Genomic DNA, 18,488 nt, shown 5'->3' with positions numbered 1-18,488 from the left:
ACATAAGCCCCGTCATTTTCATCTGCTCTGTTCCTGATATCCATCCTGCACCTGCTGTGTCAGCTCTATTCCTCCTTCCCGGTACCACTCCTCTACAAACTCTTCAAAATAATCAACTGGTTTCTCTCCACAGATAATCTGCAGAAAAGCTTCATTTTCCAGGCTCTGCAAATGTCTCGGAATCTCCCCGTCTGCCTCTCCCATAGTCAATGGAAGAGTTCCCCTGCCTGATTCAGAGAGCAGACTGACCGCCTGTATCCTGGAAGCATAAGCCGCCCAGGCATTCACTGTGGTCAGATTACCGTCCTTATAGGATTTACATGTTTCATAGTAGGCCCTCTCCATCCCGGTCAGTTCCTGAATACGCATTTTTCCATCCATTACCTTCATAATATTATCCGTAGTACGGTAAATACTGTCCCAATAATCCACATTGATGTTCATAGGACGTGCAGTGGGGTCCACATTCATAGAAAAATAGTCATTGATATCCCGGGCATTCCGGTCCTCATAGCGGGCATGGTCAAAGAGGGCGCTCACATACTTCCCTACGATTTCAGGATGCTCGTATCCCTCTCTCACTACCACATACTGCCGGTCATTATAAGATTCCAGCACGGCCTGCTCTCTACGGTTCAATAAATAAGGCTTCCACGCTACTGCCCGGTCTCCTTTGCCTGTGGTACTCAATGGATTATTCGGTGCCCACCAGTATCCAAACAAGGCACCACACTTTCCTTCTGCTACCATCTGGTCCAGATTCTCTGTCCTGCGCAGCAAAAAGTGCGGGTCCAGAATTCCTTGTTCATACAGCTCATGCATATATTCCAACGCCGCCTTCGTCTCCTCAAGAACAGAACCATATACTACATTCCCCTGACGATCCAGGGTCCATTTCCCCGGAACTGCTCCAAACTCTGTAAAAATAGGGTCTGCACCATATGTAGAGCTGATCCCGGATACCAGCTCCGTACTCAAAGCCAGTCCTACTGTACTGTGGTCTCCGGCCATATCTGCCTCTACAAATCGACGCAGTATCTCCATGGCTTCCCCCATATTCTTAGGCTCTTCTAGTCCCAGCTCCTCAATCCAGTCTGCCCGCATCCAGATCAGCATGGTTCCCTGATCCACAGCCGTGTCAGGAAATGCATACAGTTTTCCATCAAATGTAGCCGAATCCAGCAGGTTTTCCCCGCAGCTTGCATACATCTCCTTGATCCGGTCTGTGGTACACTCTTCATAGACCTGGGATAAGTCCTCCACCATTCCCTGTCTGACCAACTCCTTTAGAGTATCACGGCCTTTGATCACAAGTATATCCGGGATATCATTATCTTCAATCGACATCTCCACTGCCTGCTCATAGGTCGCACCATCTTCCAATTCAAATAGATCCTTGTTCTGAATGTTCAGCGTCTGACGCAGATATCTGGTATAAGCATTATCCTCATAAGTCGCTCCTACAGGAAGATTTGCATGATTGGCTCCTGCTATCTTCCCAAGGGTGTAGGTCACTGTCTCGGGATATCTGCTAAGCGGAGTGTGTGCGGCCTCTTCTGTTTCAGCCGCCAAGTCTTCCCCCGTCTTTAACTCACTTGATATCTCCGGGGCTTTATTTGATTCCTCCTGACTGCATCCACTTAACGATACCGCCAGAAGCCCTACTGTAAGAAATAGACATAATGAAAGCTGGATACCTAGATTCTGTTTGTTTCTCTTCATGCCTTGTCGATCCTGCTCCTTTCCTTGAGACCTGCTGCGCGTGTGGGAATCAAAATCTTCACACAGGTTCCTTTTCCTTCGCTGCTCTCAATTATCATATGTCCTTCCTCCTTATAAAGCAGTTTAATCCTGTCATATACGTTATGCACCCCATATCCCGGGGACTGATATCCCAGAATCTGCTCTGCCTGTTCTTTAGACATTCCGTTCCCATTGTCCCTCACACTGAACAAAAGCTTCTCCTCTTTTTGTTTCACTGTAATCGTGAGCTGACGGTCCGTCCGCTCTGACAGATCGAGTCCATGCTCAATGGCATTTTCCACAAGGGGCTGGAGAATCAGCTTTGGAATTTCATAGTGGTACAATGCCGGGTCTATATCCTCCTTGACTTGAAAATTATCGTCATGCATGATCCGCTGAATCCGCAGATAGGCACGGATATTATTCACTTCATTTTCCACCGTGGTCATGGTCTCTCCCCGGTTCAGGCTGGTCCTGTAGTACGTCGAAAGGTCCAGTGTCACTCTGCTGATTTCATCTTCACCGGCTTCAATTGCTTTCCAGTTGATGATTGACAGAGAGTTGTACAGAAAATGAGGATTGATCTGTGCCTGCAATGCGCGCATCTCTGTATGCTGCAATTCAATCTTCGCCTCATATACCTCGGAAATCAGCTTGTCCAGTTCATCCATCATCCGGCTGAAGGAACGAATCAGTGTGCCGACCTCATCCTTGGAATCACTGTGCACCGTTACCTTTCTGAACCCAAGCTGTACCTGGTTCATATTCTCGGTCAGGCGCTCCAGACAGGATACCAGGCGCTTCGAGAAGAAATAACTCAAAAGTGCCAGCAGAATAATACAGATTCCAATAATTGGAATGTTGCGCATCACGAGCTGATGGGTGGACCTTGTGATTACCTTCTCTGGACGATAGATACAGAAGGTCCAGTCTGTATTAGACATCCTCTGTTCAGAGCATACATAATGTTCCCGCAGATAATTCAAAGAGTCTGCCTTTTCAGGGCGGTATTCCTGCTCCATGGAATAATCAGAGTATACAACGTGTCCATCTGCATCCAGCACGATTCCTCCTGTATTATCCTTGAGCAGATTGCTGAACGGTTCCAGAACTTTATCGTAGTCCAAACGCATCACCAGCACTGCAGAGATATCCTGATCTCCATAAAATTTTCGTGCCGCGACAATCTCGGTCCCTGCCCCGCGCCTGACGAACCACTCCAACAGATTTCCCTCTGTCAGATGTGCATACCACGATTCGTTCTGTATCTCGCTCAAAGGCACGAGAGTAGTCCCATGCGCCACCTCGATATTATCCGAATAGACCGTAATGCCCTTGATCTCCTGATGGTATACCAGAGGCATCTCCAGGATGGGATCGACCACATCTGTGTAATGGACATAATTTTCATAGTCCCCGCCCTTTTTCTGGTTCAGGACATTTCTAAGGTCCTTAGAATAAGAGAGGTAATCAATTAGATTCTCATAAATCTGGACCTGATTTTCAATGCTTTTTACCGACTGGCTCACCGACTTATCCATACTGTCCGTCTCTCTGGATTTCAACTGCCGGATCATCCCTGTCTGCATGTAAGCAACAATGATCGCGACCGGAATGATTCCTGCTGCAATCGTAAGCAGCATAATCTTGTTCCGATACTTTAAATCTTTATAGTTCTGAAGCAGCTTCCTGATCATTCATATCTCCCCGTCTGCAGGATTCCGGTGAATTCCCGAAAAATTCCCGGAAGCTTCTGCAAAAATAAGATGTATTAGAAAATCCCACGGCCTTCGCAATCTGTGTAATCTTCATATTCGTATCTGCAAGCATCTCTTTTGCCTTATTCATCCGCACCTCACGGATAAAACGGTTCAGGTTCATCCCTGTCTCCTCTTTGAATACGGCACTGAGATATCCCGCAGACAGATACACCTGTTCAGCCAGCATCTCCACACTTAGATTCTGTTGATAATTGTGACAGATATAACTCTTGACCTGGGCAATCTCCCTGCGGAAGCCCTCATCCTTCTCCTCCTGCCCCTCTTCCAGCTCCTTAATGCACTTCTCTGTAATATTCAGCACCTCCCGAATCGTCTTACAGCGATAGAGCCGGTCGACTGTCCGGGAAAGCTCCTTTTCTCCCACAGAAGGCATCGCCTGGTAGATTTCCTTCACGATTCCAGAAAATACGAACTTCACATACATCTCCGAAAACTGCTTTTCTGTACAATATCTCTGCTCTAATAGGTGAAAATCCTGCCATAAGCGTGCCATATCCTGATACTTAATGTCCGCTGAAATGCTTTCTAACACTTCTGCATCCCTGACTGCCTCTGCACTTACTTCCTCCGGTCTATGTCCCACCAAGAACACGTGCTGCTTCGGCTGATAGAACTGCTCTTCTAACAGTTCCTCCATCTTTTGGAACTGTTTGGGCATCTTTACAAGCCCCGTAATCGGTTCACTGACAACAAAATAACACTCCGCATCAAAGTGCTGGTGGAAGAACTGATACATCTGATTAGCCAGATGTTCATAATCAGAATACTTTTCAGAGAATAAAAAGAGAGATTCATTCGAATTCAAATTCAGATAAAAGAACCCCCTCCCTATCTTCTCTTTTAGTCCGAAGACGATCGGCTCCTCCTCTGATTCAAAAAAGTTATCCGAACTCCCTGACAGGATCATCCTTGTATATCCGTCCCACTCCTCTGTTGAAATCTGTTCCAGCTTATGCTTCTCTTCTTCGCCGCCTGAATAAAGATAATTCAACAGAAGGTACTTTTTTAAATCATTCTCTTCTGCTAACCGCCTCTGCTCCTGTTCAGAGCGTTCCTTGAGCTTCCCGATCACCCTGCTGTAGGTCTTATGGAATTCATCAGGATTGACAGGTTTTAATACATAATCCACGACACCATACCGCATCGCATCCCTTGCATAGGTAAAATCGTTATAACCACTGAAAATCACGATCTCCATCTCAGGAGACAGCTCTCTCGCCTTCCCGGCCAGTTCCAGACCATTCATATAAGGCATCTTAATATCTGAAAACAGGATGTCGACCCTCTTGGATTGTAAGATTCCAAGCGCCGCCTTCCCATTCTCTGCCTCTAAAATCTCCAATTCTTCACTTTCCCGTTTCAAAAGAAACTTGATTCCGCTGCGTTCCAGTTTTTCGTCATCCACTATCAGTATCGTAATCATTGTGCATCCCTTTTATAAATAGTTTAAAACAGCAGTGCCCGTCTGCCTCTTAAGACAGAAGGATACTGCTGCTTCTATGTTTACGAGTCTTTTTTATTATAAAACATCTGTCTGGACATTACAAGCATTCTAGCCCTTGACAGCCCCTGCGACCACGCCTTCAATAATGTATTTCTGACATGCAAGATAGAAAATAATAATTGGTACGATCGCCAATACCAGAGTTCCCATCATTGCTCCCATATCCACAGAGCCATAACCGCCTTTCAGATACTGAACTGCGATCGGAATGGTCTTATATTTTCTAGTGTCCAACACGAGAGATGGCAGAAGATAGTCATTCCACACCCACATTGCCTGTAGAATTGTGACCGTCACACAGGTCGGCTTTGTAATCGGCATCACAATCTTGAAATAGGTCTGTAAAGGTGTACATCCGTCTATCATGGCCGCCTCCTCGATCTCAAGCGGAATCGACTTCATGAACCCGGTGAACATGAAGACGGAAAGTCCCGCTCCAAATCCCAGATATATGATAATGATTCCCCACGGATTGCCAAGATGCAGCATATTTGCGACCTTAGATAGCGTATACATCTCCATCTGGAACGGCACGATCATGGCAAAAAGGCACAGCAGATATAAAAAACTGGTAAACTTCGTATGCACCCTGCTGATGTACCATGCACACATGGAACAGCACAGGATAATCGCAGCCACGGAGCCGATGGTAATGAATAAGCTCCATCCAAATGCCGAGATCAGTCCCGTCTTCTCGATTCCCCGGATATAGTTCTCCAGCCCTACGAACATATTGTCTGTAGGAATCTTGAACGGGAATTTGCTGATATAAGCCTTTTTCTTAAATGAATTGATAAAGACCAACAAAATCGGATATAAATACAGCACACTAAGAATGCTGAAGAAGACTGTCAGAAGCCATCCATGCTTTGTCTTTTTCTTCATTACTGCTGCACCTCCTTCGATCTGGTCAGTTTATTCTGAATCACTGCAATGACACCAACGATGATGAAGAAGATCACTGCTTTCGCCTGTCCTACCCCTTCATATCCCGGCCTGCCGTAGAATGTATTGTAGATATTCAACGCCAGCAGCTCAGACATTTTAGACGGTGCTCCGTTGGTCAACGCCAGGTTCTGGTCAAAGAGCTTGAATCCATTGGTCAGTGTCAGGAAGGTACAGATCGTAATGGACGGCATGACCATCGGTATGATCACGCTTTTTAATACCTGCCTGGAACTCGCCCCGTCGATCTTGGCCGCTTCGATCAGCTCTCCCGGAATATTCTGGATACCGGAAATATAAATGATCATCATATACCCCACCTGCTGCCAGCACATCAGGATGACCAGCCCCCAGAAGCCATAGACAGAAGAATACGTCAGTGTCCGTTCCACCTTTGCCAGAATACCGTTCAGCAGAAGCTGCCAGACATACCCAAGCACGATTCCACCGATCAGGTTCGGCATAAAAAATACGGTACGGAAGATATTTGTTCCCTTTATGCCTTTCGTCAGCAAGATTGCAACTGCAAAGGCAAGCACGTTGATCAGCAGTACAGACACGATCGTGAACAATGCCGTGTACCACATTGCATGCAAAAAGGTCGGGTCATCCAATATTTTCATATAATTCTTCAAGCCGACAAATTTCCCGTCCGTCACTGTCGTGAACTTACAAAAGGATAAATAAATTCCCAACAAAAATGGAACTATAAACCCGATTGTAAATGCAATCAGTGTAGGCAGTACAAATATCGGAAAATGTTTTTTTATTGCTTTTTCCATTCTCTCACTCCTCACTTAGGCACTGTTTTCCTTTAACAAAAGCTCCGTCAAACCTGCCGGAGCTTTTGCTGTGTCCTATCTGGATATCCTGATGATAGATCTCATTTGGATTTCTTTACTTGTTGTACAATAAACGATTCTACTCGTTCGCTGCTTTATATTCTTTTGCCCATCCGTCAACAAATGCGGTCTTGACTGCATCCCAGTCTCCGGTTCCCTGTGCATATTCCAGAAGTGCGCTTCCAACATCATTCTTCCAGTTTTCAGAAGGCATTGTAGTGAAGTTCCAGCTCACTGGTGTCTTGCCTGCCTTTGTATACTCATCGTTCGCCTTTACGAGCGGATTGGACGGCAGATACTCATCAAATGTAGTAAACGGTGTTACGAATCCCATCTCATTTGCCAGAGCGTCACGGCCTTCGTCACTCTCTACTACCCATTTCATGAAATCAAGTGTTGCCTGGATATCTTCCTCAGATGCATTTTTATTCACGCACCAGTAGTTCTCAGAACCTGTGCAGAGTCCCTGGTCTTCCTCACCCTTTACACCAATATAAATTGGAAGCATTCCCAGATCTTCATCTGCTACTTCATTGTCTTTGATATCATTGTAAGCCCATGTTCCATTCTGATAGAAAACAGCCTCGCCAAGTGCGAATTCGGATGCTGCATCATCACCTGTCTTGGAAGAAATCATGTTCGGCTCACAGGTTGCATCTGCCAGGTATAAATCCCAGATGTCTTTGTAATTTGGCAGGTATGTTCCTTTGATCGCATCTGTGGATGTGATTCCTTCGTCCTTGTATTCATAATAAATCGGCAGGTTCGCAAGGTGAGTCTTGAATCTCCAGTCAGAGGAGGAATCCATTCCTGCAGAAGTAAATGCACCCTCTACTCCAAGGTCATCCTTATGTGCCTGGATTCCGTCTGCAACCTTCTTGAGTGCTGCAAAATTGTTCAGGTCATCAATGGATTTGATCTCAGCATCTGGAAGCTCGAAATATTTATTCAACAGTGCTTTGTTGTAGATAATGCCGTATGTCTCGATTACATATGCGATTCCTTTGACCTCATCGCCTTCCTTTAATACATAATCATCACTCTGAACGTCTTTATATACATCGCTGCCTGACAGGTCATAGCAGTAATCTTTCCAGGTAGCCAGTCCGACAGGTCCATTCACCTGGAACAGTGTTGGAGCCTCCTCTTTTGCCATCTCAGATTTAAGCTGTGACTCATATGTACCAGAAGCTGCAGTCTGTACATCCACCTGTACTCCTGTCTCGTCCGTATACTTCTTAGCCAGGTCTACCCACTGGTCAGCCTGTTCTGGCTTGAAGTTCAGATAGTATACTTTCCCGCTGCCGCTGCTCTTCTTGTCACCCTCGGCCTTTTTCTCATCGCCGCCCCCGCTGGAGCATCCAGCCATCATTCCTGCAACCATAGCTGCTGACAATAAAACCGCGATCAATTTTTTCTTTTTCATAAAACATCCTCCTTTTTGATCCCTGTGTGATATCTGTTGTATTTATTATAAAAAATGTTCCCTCATAACGATATGATAAAAAATCCAGAAACATATTCAAATTCCATGAAAATTTTCATAAAAAATAAAGATGATGACACTCACTTAGTCACCATCTCCATTTTCTCTGCTTTCTATCAAGGTTTTGAACAAAGTTCCTCAATCAGGCGGGAAGCCTCACTTTTTGTAATTGTATCTGGATTCCATTCCAGGGAAGCTCCCTTATTTTGGATGAGCTTCTTCAAAAAGCCGATCTGCTTGGATGTAGCCGGCACTTCTTTTTTCGGCTTATAGATCAAAGGCTGCGGCTGGAAAAGCTTCGGTTCCTTTTCCTCAAAATAATGTGCAAGTGTCTGGTACAGCTTAGCGGTCGCCAGTGCATCGTGATAAGCTCTGTGGGCCGCCTGGTTCTCTATATGATAATACTCACAGAGGCTTCCCAGACTCTTAGACTCCATCTCCTTATGTACCTTCCTGGCAATCTTAAGTGTATCGATCCCGGACTTCTCGAACTGATCGCCTAAGTTCAGAGCACTGACCTTCACAAAGCTGTAATCAAAAATCACATTATGTCCAATCAGTATATCATCCTCACAAAATCCAAGGAAATCCCTCACCACATCCTGGCTGCATCTGGCAGAAGCCACCATCTCATTCGTGATCCCAGTCAAATTTGTAATCACAGGAGTGATTGGTTCTTTCGGACATGCAAACTCCATGAAGCGCTCCACTACCTTACCATTCCTTACTTTCAGCGCCCCGATTTCTATGATCTCGTGTTCTCCCGGCTTAAGGCCGGTGGTCTCCAAATCGAATGCTATATATGAACCTAACATACCTCTCCTTCCTTTAATAAGCGAAGAACATCAAAGAGTGTATCGAATCTGTGCCACACCATTCCCAGAATCTCTTCATCCGGCTCCACAAGATCCGGTATTATGATTGAGCGCATTCCTGCTGCACTGGCAGAACGAATCCCTGAGGGAGCATCCTCCAGAGCCAGCGCATGCTTTGGTGCGACCCCGATTTCACTGCACGCCTTCTGGTAGATCTCGGGATTCGGCTTTCCGGCAGTCACCATATCCCCATAAACTGCACCATCAAAATAATCCAGAAGCCCCTGCTCCTTCATCAACTCTCCTGCATGTTGACGACGTGAAGAGGTGGCCAGTGCAATTTTATAGCCATTTTTCTTCGCATATTTAAGAAGCTCTTCGACTCCGGGCTTTTTCTCCAGACCTTCTTCCTCAACAATCTGATGATACCGTCTGCGGGTCAGTTGATTGAACTCATCCATCGGAAAATCCGGGCATACATTCTCCCGAAAATAAGCTTCTCTTCTCTTAACATTAAATCCAATTGTATGATAAATATGTTCTCCAAAACGTTCATATCCCAGCTCCTTCCCAGCATAATCCCAGGATCTCTGAACGACTCTCTCTGAATTGAAAATGAGCCCGTCCATATCAAAGACAAGCCCATATATCGGCGGTTGAAACTGATTACTCAAAATATCCCTCTTCCTATATGATAATCTATTCACTCTGCTGCTCTCTGAATATAATTTCTCCAGTCTTGGCATCCATGCTCTCTACAATCGCAAGTGATTCTAACTGGATTCCCAGGTTGCGGATGATACGTCCGCCTGACTGGAAGCCTTTTTCTACTGCAATCCCGATTCCTTCTACCGTTGCCCCTGCAGACTGTACGATCTGAATCAGTCCTTGCAGCGCACATCCATTCGCCAGAAAGTCGTCAATAATCAGGACATGATCTTCCGGTGATAAAAACTTCTGTGCCACAATGACATTATTCTTGCACTTATGAGTGAAGGACTCCACCTCTGCAACATACATCTCGCCTTCCAGATTAATGCTCTTTGACTTCTTCGCAAACACTACCGGAACATCAAAATGTTGTGCTACAACACATGCTATACCGATTCCAGAAGCCTCTATCGTCAGAATCTTGTTGATCGGCTTGCCCGCAAAACGCTTCTTGAATTCTCTTCCCATCTCATCAAACAACTTAATATCCATCTGATGATTCAGGAAGCTGTCTACCTTGAGTACATTGCCTTCCTTTACGATTCCATCTTTTACAATTCTCTTTTCTAAAACATTCATCCCTGGACTCCTCCTTTTCTTAAGCATATCCCCAATTTACTTTAATCCTTTGATTGCTTCTGCCGGCATATTCGCCTCAACGATCTCTTTTAGCCCCTGCTGATCAAAAACCTCTCTTGGCATAACCAGCGCGAACTGCTTTTCATAATAAAACCCAACTGCCTTCTTGGTAACACGGACCTTGATAATCTGCTTCCATGTAAAAAACTTCTTATTCTTGTTCTGATTAACAGCAATTCCTCTGTCCGAAACTCCATAAGAAACCGGGTCTCTGTAAAGAGCATTATTCTTCATCTGTCTTGCCGCATCATTCCGAAGCTGGAAAGGTGTTGAAAAAGCCATTGCGATTCCAATAAAAATCAGAGCTCCAAGCCAGTTCATGCTGATCTTTCCATTGGAATACATGACAGCTCCAACAACAATAAATGCGACAGAGAACACGATAGAAAAAATGCCTGTCAGCCCTGAATAGGAATGATGCAGCATAAAATCGAAGAGTGCCTCTTTTGTCATCTGTACCTTAAACTTTTTGTCTCGATTCCCCATTGTTCAATAACCTCTCTTTTATTTTCCCTGTTCTTCATCTGTATGGAATATCTCAAAAACCTTACGCAGTAAAAATGAATTCAGCCATGCGACCAATGCGACTCCCGCTACAAGCCACAACGCCAGACCAATCATCAATGTCATTGAATTCACCAGCGTAAGGAGTACAGGACCGACCGTGATCACAAGCATCAGAAGCGTATACGGCAGCTTTGCGATCGATAAGAGCAGCGCATTCTTGAATGTATTCTTGATGGTGTTCTCGTACCGTGCTGTCAGCGGGAATGTATAAATGACCACACATACCCACACTATGCCAAAGATAATGAAAGCACTCTGGAATATCATCCGCATCGTGGATGTCATCCCTGCTGCTACCCGGGAGTCAATCCCAAGTACAATTCCTACAGCAGCTAAAATCAGCCACATGATCGTGCTCTTCTTAAAATTCTCCTTGAAGGCACCGAAGAAGCCTTTCACAATATAGCCCTCTTCATTCCTTACAATCTTCAGCATGACTGTATACAATGCCGTCGTTGAAGCTCCAATTGTAAAAAGCGGGATTGAGCATACTACCCAAAGAATATTCAGAAGCATAAAATCACAAAGCCTGCTCAATGCACGCATTACTACGTTGTCCGTCCAGTTCATGGTATTCCTCTTTTCTTGATATCTCTTCCTCTTCTTCCACAATTCACATCAGACTGCTGCTCCGTGGTGAAATTCCTTCTCACAAGGAGGAACATCCGCCTTCATAGCAGCCATCTGACAGATACTGTCGAAAAATGCCTCTTTCGAGACATACCGTAATTATACTTTAAAAGGACCAAGGACACAACATACATTTTAAAGAAATTTTTATGAATATATTTCCTGGGAATGGCTTGAGAAGCTGTGCCGGGAGAGAAAGGATCAGATACAGTCCGGAGGCATCCTGCAATAGAAGGTAAATATATATAGGAGGACTGACAAATCGTCACTCCTCCTATATACTTATTTCCCTTTTATTGAATTGGTTCAAAATCTGAAGCCGGATGTTTACAGATCGGACAGATGAAATCTGGCGGAAGCTCTTCTCCCTCATATACATAGCCGCAGATTTTACAGATCCATCCTTTTTTCTTTACTGGCTGAGGTGCGGGCTTGATATTTTTATGATAATAACTATAGGTCACAGACTCGTAATCGGAGAGCACATCTCCATCTACAACATCTGCCAGGAACATCGTATGACTGCCGAGGTCTGTTGTCGATATGACCTTCCCTGAAATATATCCATTTACCATCTCATTCAGATATGCAACTCCATTCTTAGAGCGAGAGAAGGAAACATCGGACATCTTGTCCACATCCCGGCCGCTCTGGAATCCAAAGTGCTTAAAAAGCTCGAAATCTGCCTCTGTATCAATCATAGAAACATTAAATTCCTTCGTCTTCATGATCATATCATGTGTATAATTCTGCTTATTCACAACAATAATGATACGGTTCGGCTCAGCAGTCACCTGCATTGCCGTGTTAATGATACATCCATTGTCTTTATCGCCGTCTTTTGCTGTTAAAACAAATAGGCCATATGTCAGTTTAAACATTGCTGTATTATTCATACCTGTTCCTCCTTAATAATGATGATTTTTGTTCTCAAAATACATAAACAAAGTATACCACATATACTGCAAAAAAACAGCCGTATTCATCCGACTGTTTTTGCAAGAGGAAAAAATGGAAAAAAAAGGAAGCCTTATATTCAAGGCTTCCCCGGCAAAAAAAAGAAGCGGGTGATGGGAATCGAACCCACGTATCCAGCTTGGAAGGCTGGTGTTCTACCATTGAACTACACCCGCGTCATCTCTGACACGAGTGATATCATATCATAACTTTTTTCAAAATGCAATACCTAAATTAAATTTTTTTAATTTTTTTGCTATTCAGCAATTTTCAAAGTAAATAAGGCCCCCTTTTCTACTTGTCAAGCTGGTTAATTTGTTCTATATTATATAAAACAACTACCCTATAGAGAAAGGAGTTCGAAAGATGAATCTTAATCAGATTGCCATGCTCCAGAAGTTCAAAAGCAGCATTGACCAATTTCGCAACAATCATCCAAAGTTCCCTCTATTTGTAAAAGCGGTCTCACAGGATGCACTGACAGAAGGTACGGTCATTGAAATCACGGTAACCTCCCCGGAGGGAAAGAATTACACTTCAAATATCAAGTTGAAAGCAGACGATATTGAACTTATGAAGATGATCCAGCAGATGAATCCATAGGCTGTAACAGCCAAATTCATTCTGCTGGTCATCCGTCATTCGAATCAGGTCAAAAGCTATGACATCCGCCGAACTTTTTGAGGAACACTTCCTTGGGCAGTGGCTCTGAAAAGAAGTATCCCTGCCCTACATTACAGTGGAATTCTTTCAAAATAGATAATTGTTCTTCATTCTCAATTCCTTCCGCTGTGGAAATCACCTGATTCAGCCGTCTGCACATATCAATGGAATTTTCAACAACAATTCTTGCCTTCGGATTCTCTGCCAGATCATCCACCAGACTTTTATCCAGCTTTAGTTCTACAAAATTCATATTGATCAGAATTGCAAGATTGGAATACTGATATCCATAATCATCCAAAGACACTACAAAGCCATATTTTTCAAAATCATCCATCAAACTTCTTAACGCCCTTGGTTCCATCTGACTGATGCTCTCCGTGACCTCGATCACCAGAAGTTCAGACGGTACGCCGTACCGATCACGAAGCTCAGCAAGATGTTTGACAACATCGCTTCCCATCAGGCTGACTCTTGAAAAATTCACAGAAATCGGCACTGGTGTTCCGCCCTTCTCCAGCCAAACAGCAAGCATCTTACATACCTCCTCAAAAGCATAGCAGTCCAGATATTGGATTACTCCCTCAGACTCGTATAAAGAGATGAATCGATCTGGAAGAAGCATCTCCCCTTCTTCCCCCTGGCGGCGCATCAGGGCCTCCGCCCCCACCATCTCACCGGTATCCAAATGAATCTTGGGCTGCAGGAAAATTTCAAAATTTCCTGCCTCTATCTCGCGCACAAGCTTTCTGGCCAATGCCTTATGCTGCTGCCTCCTGCCATCTATTACTGAGCCATAATAGACCTGCTTTTCAACATACATCATACTATCGCTGTAACCGATCTGCTCATCAATATTGATCTTGCCCTCACCAAAGTTAACACCCATAGAGAAATCGCAGATACATTCGTTCTCTGCATACCTTTTCAGTGTATCCAGCCTCTGCTCGAACTCTTCCTTTGTCCCGTTGACAAAAAGAGCGATAAACTCGTCTCCACCGATTCGGTAGGCATATTCTGGAAACACCCTGCGTATCCCATGTGCCACGCTCTGAATCATCTCGTCTCCGTAAGGATGTCCATAATGGTCATTGGCATATTTTAAACCGTTAATATCAATAAATACAACTCCCAAGGACTCAAGCCGGGCCTGTTTGAGTTCTTCCACTCTCTCCAGGTAATAGTTCCGGTTCCCCAGCCCCGTCAGAGCATCCAAATGGCTCAACTCCTCCATTTTATTGAACATACGGCGTTTATAAATATCATTACTGACAAAAAATGCGACCGATTGAAGAAGCTTAATATGTTCAATCCCCCTGGAAGGGTTATTCACACCTATAAAGCCTGAAAGTCTGCGTTCCCCCTGATAAGCATCGGATTTCTCCTCCCAGATTGGCGCCGCCATATGGCTGTGCACATGGAACTTGTGCAGAAGATCTGGAATTTCCCCGGATATCTCCTCATTGTTAGGTAAAATGTAATATACTTCTGAATCTGCGAACGTCTTCTTCCACTGCTCCACCAGTCCTGCCGGCAGATTCTGCAGCTTGGGCAGATCTGATTCCACACCCTCTCTATACCACTCATAAGTATTAGATACCGTATTGTTCCATTGATTATACTCAAATATAAAGGATCTGTCAGCCTGATAGAATCTACCTATTATTTCCAAAAGACTGTTGATCGCCATATCCATATCCTCATTCTCTGAAAGAGTATGGATACATTGCACTAAAGTCTCCTCAATGGAAAGCTGCTGTTCCAAATTCTGATGCTGGACCTCACTCTCTGTAATGTCTACACAGATCTCAAGCCGGTAATCGCGCCCATCAATCTCGACCAGCTTATCCCGAAGAATGAAATACGTTTTTAACTTCTCATTGTAGTGCTTCCAGGTATAGAAACGATCTTTAGAAAGACATGCATTGGTACAGAATGGACATGGTGAATCGAGTCCCTGAAACAACTCATAGCAGAGCCGTCCCGTATATTCCTCCCCCGGTTCCATATCTAACGTCTCCCTCATCGCCTGATTCAGATAAACCACTTCATAAGTCTCTGGATCAGAAATATAAACCACATTTTCACTTTCATCCACGATAATCGGATAAATCTTTTCTCTCTCGATCATAAATCCACCTAACTTGTCTTTCTGCATTTATCACATGACGCTGCGGAGCATCCAGCTCCTTTTGGTTCCTTCGCCTTTTGCTGCACTGTACGCCGATATTGTTTCTATTATACAATATTTCAAGGTAATTTGATAGATAAACTCAAATTTATTCCTGCCCCGGCTTCTGAAAATGGTCTCCTTTAAGCATCCACACTTTGACTTATTCGCCCAAAAGTACTATAATTCCATCATACATAGAAAAAGGGAGTAAGGAAAATGAGCAAAAGAATCGATAAGAAAAGACTGAAAAGACAAAATGAGAACACCGCCAATACTACCATAGCAGCCGTTTCACTAGTACAGGCACAGCCTAAGGAACACTGTGAACAGGTAGATTTCTTTATCCAATATCACGATCAGGAATATCTGGAAAAGGAGATTGTCGAAAAGATCAAAGAAAAATGTAAGGCTGACGGCATCGAGATCACTGTTGACGGAAAGTTATCCGTTTATCTCAAACCAGAAGATAAAAAGGCTTATTACACCTATGAAGGTGTCAGCGGACATATCGAACTTTAATCCGATTATAGCACGAACCCCCGGCAGATTTATTCTGGTAACATACCAGATTTGAATCTGCCGGGGGTTTTTGTAATTAATTTTTTATTTTATTCTTTTCCGTCAAAGCAATAGGTACAGAGCTTACATGCCGGGAGTCCAATAGACTCAATCATATCATCCAGTCTGTGATAACGCAGCGTTGTGAAATTCTGGCGTCTGCGCACCTCTTCTACCATTTCCTCATAACGTTTGGAACATGGATCTGCATATTCTGCTAAAATCTCTGGTGTAACTTCTTCCTCTCGTTCTGCAATGATCCTTCTCGTAATCAGATCCAGTTCGGACTTAGAACGTGAGAAATTCAGATATTTACAGCCAAAGAGCAACGGCGGGCATGCCGGACGGACATGTACCTCTTTTGCCCCGCTCTGATAGAGGAATTCCGTTGTCTCTCTTAACTGTGTTCCTCTTACGATAGAGTCATCGATCAGAAGCAGCTTCTTATCCTCGATTAATGCCTGTACAGGAATCAGCTTCATCTTCGCGATCAGATTCCTCTGACTCTGGTTCGTCGGCATGAAGGAACGCGGCCAGGTCGGTGTATATTTAATAAATGGTCTTGCATAAGGAATTCCTGACTCGTTGGCGTAGCCGATGGCATGTGCGATTCCTGAATCCGGTACTCCGGCTACCACATCTGGTGATACGCTGTCACCATCTCTTTTTGCCAGCATACTTCCACATTTGTAGCGCATCTCTTCTACATTCACGCCCTCGTATGAGGAAGTCGGATATCCATAATAAACCCATAAGAAGGAACAGATCTTCATCTCTTCTCCCGCAGGGCTGACAGTCTCTACACTATCTGGTGTAATGAACACAATTTCTGCCGGGCCAAGCTCTTTATAATCACTGTAGCCCAGATTGATATATGCAAAGTTCTCGAAGGAAACACAGAAAGCATCTTCTTTCTTTCCGATTACTAAAGGGGTTCGTCCAAACCGGTCTCTGGCAGCATACAGCCCCTGCGGCGTCATCAGAAGTATGGTCATAGAACCATCTACAAGCTTCTGTACATAACGAATTCCATCCACGATTGTATCCGCTTTACAGATGAGGGATGCAATCAGCTCTGTCGCATTGATCTGTCCGCCGCTCATCTCCTGGAAATGTGTATGTCCGTTTTCATAGACCTTCTCTAACAGCTCGTCCATGTTATTGATCTTTCCGACTGTCGTAATTGCAAAACTTCCCAGATGTGACTGGATCAACAGCGGCTGTGGTTCATAATCAGAAATACACCCGATTCCAAGATTTCCTTTTAATTCTTCCACATCTTTATCAAACTTGGTACGGAACGGGGAGTTCTCAATATTGTGAATTGCTCTTTGAAATCCGTCTTCTCCATATGTTGCCATTCCACCTCTTCTCGTCCCCAGATGAGAATGGTAGTCCACCCCATAGAACAGCTCCAATGTACAATTCGTTTTTGAAGCCACACCAAAAAAACCACCCATTTTTCATTCTCCTTCTCACAATTAATTTTCATCGGTACACTGCAGGCATTGTACTGCTATACATTTTTCATAAGGATAGAGTGTGATCTGTGAAGCCGGCCCGCATCAGCATACAGTTTAACACATCTGACTTTAAAACGTAAAGTAACAGACTGTTAGATTTCCAGATATCTATCCCGAAGTTTTTGTTTATTCTCTACAGAAAGCCCGAGTTGACACTCCAAATAAGCATCCATAGAACCATATTTTTCATCAATGACCGCCAGTGCTTTTTCCAGATACGCCTGCTCAGCCCCAGCCATTGCCCTTGCAGCCTTGACAGTCTCTTTTGGATAACCCTGACTTAAGATATACTGTTCGAATTTGGCAATATCCTCCTGATAATAATGATTTGTCATCATATAGTCTGCGAGGATTGTCTCTCTATCCACTCCTAAAGCTGCCAGAACATAAACAGTCCCCAGACCGGCCCTGTCTTTACCGCCTGCACAGTGCCACAGGATAGCTCCCTCCTTATGATTCACAAGAATCTGCAGAAAATGAGTATACTGCTTTTGGGAATACGGGCTGACTGCAATGTCCACATACATATTTTCCAGAGCTCCTGCTTCCACGAATTCCATGACCTTATCCAGTGAAAATGCACCGCCCGCTGCTGCAGCCGCCATTCCAGCGCTTTCCTTGGACGACTCATCCAGAATCGGCAGGTGATAATTGGATACCCCCTCTATCTCCGGATCCGGTTTTGCATCTCTTTCCAGCGTTGTCCTAAAATCTACCACGTCACTCAAATGGTATATCTCTTTGAGGTGTTTCAGATCTTCTGTACTGGCATCAGCCAGTTGTGCTGTGCGTAAAAGCAGATTCTCTTTGACTTTTCTTCCGTCTGCCCCAATGTATCCGCCAAGCTGCCTTGCATTTCCAACTCCAGTAAGACCAATTGATTTGTAATCCATATCTGCCACTCCTCTTTCTTTTGTATCTTATTAGGCATTAGCGATTCAATAAGTATAC

General features: G+C 44.2%; 17 protein-coding genes and 1 tRNA gene. 2 read left to right on the top strand and 16 right to left on the bottom strand.

The features are described 5' to 3' along the window. Nucleotides 1–18 precede the first annotated feature (18 nt). The 13 genes from HGO97_RS14930 to HGO97_RS14870 all read right to left on the bottom strand — a co-directional run bounded on the left by HGO97_RS14930 (nt 19) and on the right by HGO97_RS14870 (nt 12,796). The gene (locus HGO97_RS14930; RefSeq protein ID WP_216243201.1) at nt 19–1,722 is read right to left on the bottom strand and encodes an extracellular solute-binding protein; all 1,704 of its coding nucleotides are present in this window, start codon (nt 1,720–1,722) and stop codon (nt 19–21) included. Continuing rightward, nucleotides 1,719–3,440, bottom strand: a complete 1,722-nt coding sequence (locus HGO97_RS14925) for a sensor histidine kinase (protein ID WP_246597468.1) — start codon at nt 3,438–3,440, stop codon at nt 1,719–1,721. The genes HGO97_RS14930 and HGO97_RS14925 overlap by 4 nt, the downstream gene beginning before the upstream one ends. Continuing rightward, nucleotides 3,412–4,947 (bottom strand): response regulator transcription factor, encoded by a 1,536-nt coding sequence (locus HGO97_RS14920; protein WP_216243192.1) that lies wholly within the window; start codon nt 4,945–4,947, stop codon nt 3,412–3,414. The genes HGO97_RS14925 and HGO97_RS14920 overlap by 29 nt, the downstream gene beginning before the upstream one ends. Nucleotides 4,948–5,076: 129 nt before the next feature. Then, nucleotides 5,077–5,913: a carbohydrate ABC transporter permease gene (locus HGO97_RS14915; protein ID WP_216243182.1), complete on the bottom strand. Its 837-nt coding sequence runs from the start codon at nt 5,911–5,913 to the stop codon at nt 5,077–5,079. Beyond that, nucleotides 5,913–6,755, bottom strand: a complete 843-nt coding sequence (locus HGO97_RS14910; RefSeq protein ID WP_216243180.1) for a carbohydrate ABC transporter permease — start codon at nt 6,753–6,755, stop codon at nt 5,913–5,915. The genes HGO97_RS14915 and HGO97_RS14910 overlap by 1 nt, the downstream gene beginning before the upstream one ends. Before the next feature lie 139 nt (nt 6,756–6,894). After that, entirely contained in the window at nt 6,895–8,241 is a 1,347-nt protein-coding gene (locus HGO97_RS14905; RefSeq protein WP_216243178.1) for an ABC transporter substrate-binding protein, read from the bottom strand. Nucleotides 8,242–8,417: 176 nt separating this feature from the next. Further along, a complete protein-coding gene (locus HGO97_RS14900) occupies nt 8,418–9,116 on the bottom strand; it encodes a 3'-5' exonuclease (RefSeq protein ID WP_216243176.1) in 699 nt (232 codons plus the stop codon). Next, nucleotides 9,110–9,745 carry an HAD family hydrolase gene (locus HGO97_RS14895; protein ID WP_216243400.1) on the bottom strand — a complete coding sequence of 212 codons (636 nt, stop codon included), beginning with the start codon at nt 9,743–9,745 and terminating at the stop codon, nt 9,110–9,112. The genes HGO97_RS14900 and HGO97_RS14895 overlap by 7 nt, the downstream gene beginning before the upstream one ends. 70 nt (nt 9,746–9,815) lie before the next feature. Then, nucleotides 9,816–10,406 (bottom strand): xanthine phosphoribosyltransferase, encoded by a 591-nt coding sequence (locus HGO97_RS14890; RefSeq protein WP_216243169.1) that lies wholly within the window; start codon nt 10,404–10,406, stop codon nt 9,816–9,818. Between the two features lie 36 nt (nt 10,407–10,442). After that, the gene (locus HGO97_RS14885; protein ID WP_216243160.1) at nt 10,443–10,952 is read right to left on the bottom strand and encodes a YcxB family protein; all 510 of its coding nucleotides are present in this window, start codon (nt 10,950–10,952) and stop codon (nt 10,443–10,445) included. Between the two features lie 18 nt (nt 10,953–10,970). After that, the gene (locus HGO97_RS14880; RefSeq protein WP_216243158.1) at nt 10,971–11,603 is read right to left on the bottom strand and encodes a YesL family protein; all 633 of its coding nucleotides are present in this window, start codon (nt 11,601–11,603) and stop codon (nt 10,971–10,973) included. A 353-nt stretch (nt 11,604–11,956) separates the two neighbouring features. Then, on the bottom strand, nt 11,957–12,559 hold the full coding sequence (locus HGO97_RS14875; protein WP_216243156.1) for a flavin reductase: 603 nt from the start codon (nt 12,557–12,559) through the stop codon (nt 11,957–11,959). A 166-nt stretch (nt 12,560–12,725) separates the two neighbouring features. Further along, nucleotides 12,726–12,796: transfer RNA gene (locus HGO97_RS14870), tRNA-Gly, on the bottom strand. A gap of 190 nt (nt 12,797–12,986) precedes the next feature. Here HGO97_RS14870 and HGO97_RS14865 point away from each other — a divergent pair. Then, nucleotides 12,987–13,223, top strand: coding sequence for a hypothetical protein (locus tag HGO97_RS14865; protein WP_216243154.1), 237 nt, complete (start codon nt 12,987–12,989; stop codon nt 13,221–13,223). Nucleotides 13,224–13,272: 49 nt separating this feature from the next. On the opposite strand, the gene HGO97_RS14860 is transcribed toward HGO97_RS14865, so the two are convergent. After that, the gene (locus HGO97_RS14860; RefSeq protein ID WP_246597467.1) at nt 13,273–15,441 is read right to left on the bottom strand and encodes a putative bifunctional diguanylate cyclase/phosphodiesterase; all 2,169 of its coding nucleotides are present in this window, start codon (nt 15,439–15,441) and stop codon (nt 13,273–13,275) included. A gap of 231 nt (nt 15,442–15,672) precedes the next feature. Here HGO97_RS14860 and HGO97_RS14855 point away from each other — a divergent pair, with 231 nt between their 5' ends. Then, the gene (locus HGO97_RS14855; RefSeq protein ID WP_216243152.1) at nt 15,673–15,975 is read left to right on the top strand and encodes a DUF6465 family protein; all 303 of its coding nucleotides are present in this window, start codon (nt 15,673–15,675) and stop codon (nt 15,973–15,975) included. Nucleotides 15,976–16,064: 89 nt separating this feature from the next. Here HGO97_RS14855 and HGO97_RS14850 read toward each other — a convergent pair whose 3' ends face one another. Beyond that, a complete protein-coding gene (locus tag HGO97_RS14850) occupies nt 16,065–17,474 on the bottom strand; it encodes an amidophosphoribosyltransferase (protein WP_216243150.1) in 1,410 nt (469 codons plus the stop codon). Between the two features lie 155 nt (nt 17,475–17,629). Further along, the gene (locus tag HGO97_RS14845) at nt 17,630–18,430 is read right to left on the bottom strand and encodes a tyrosine-protein phosphatase (RefSeq protein WP_216243148.1); all 801 of its coding nucleotides are present in this window, start codon (nt 18,428–18,430) and stop codon (nt 17,630–17,632) included. Nucleotides 18,431–18,488: the final 58 nt, after the last annotated feature.

It is taken from the genome of Faecalicatena faecalis (assembly GCF_012524165.2).
Lineage (GTDB): Bacteria > Bacillota > Clostridia > Lachnospirales > Lachnospiraceae > Faecalicatena_A > Faecalicatena_A faecalis.
This window is presented reverse-complemented; position numbering and strand designations above follow the sequence as displayed.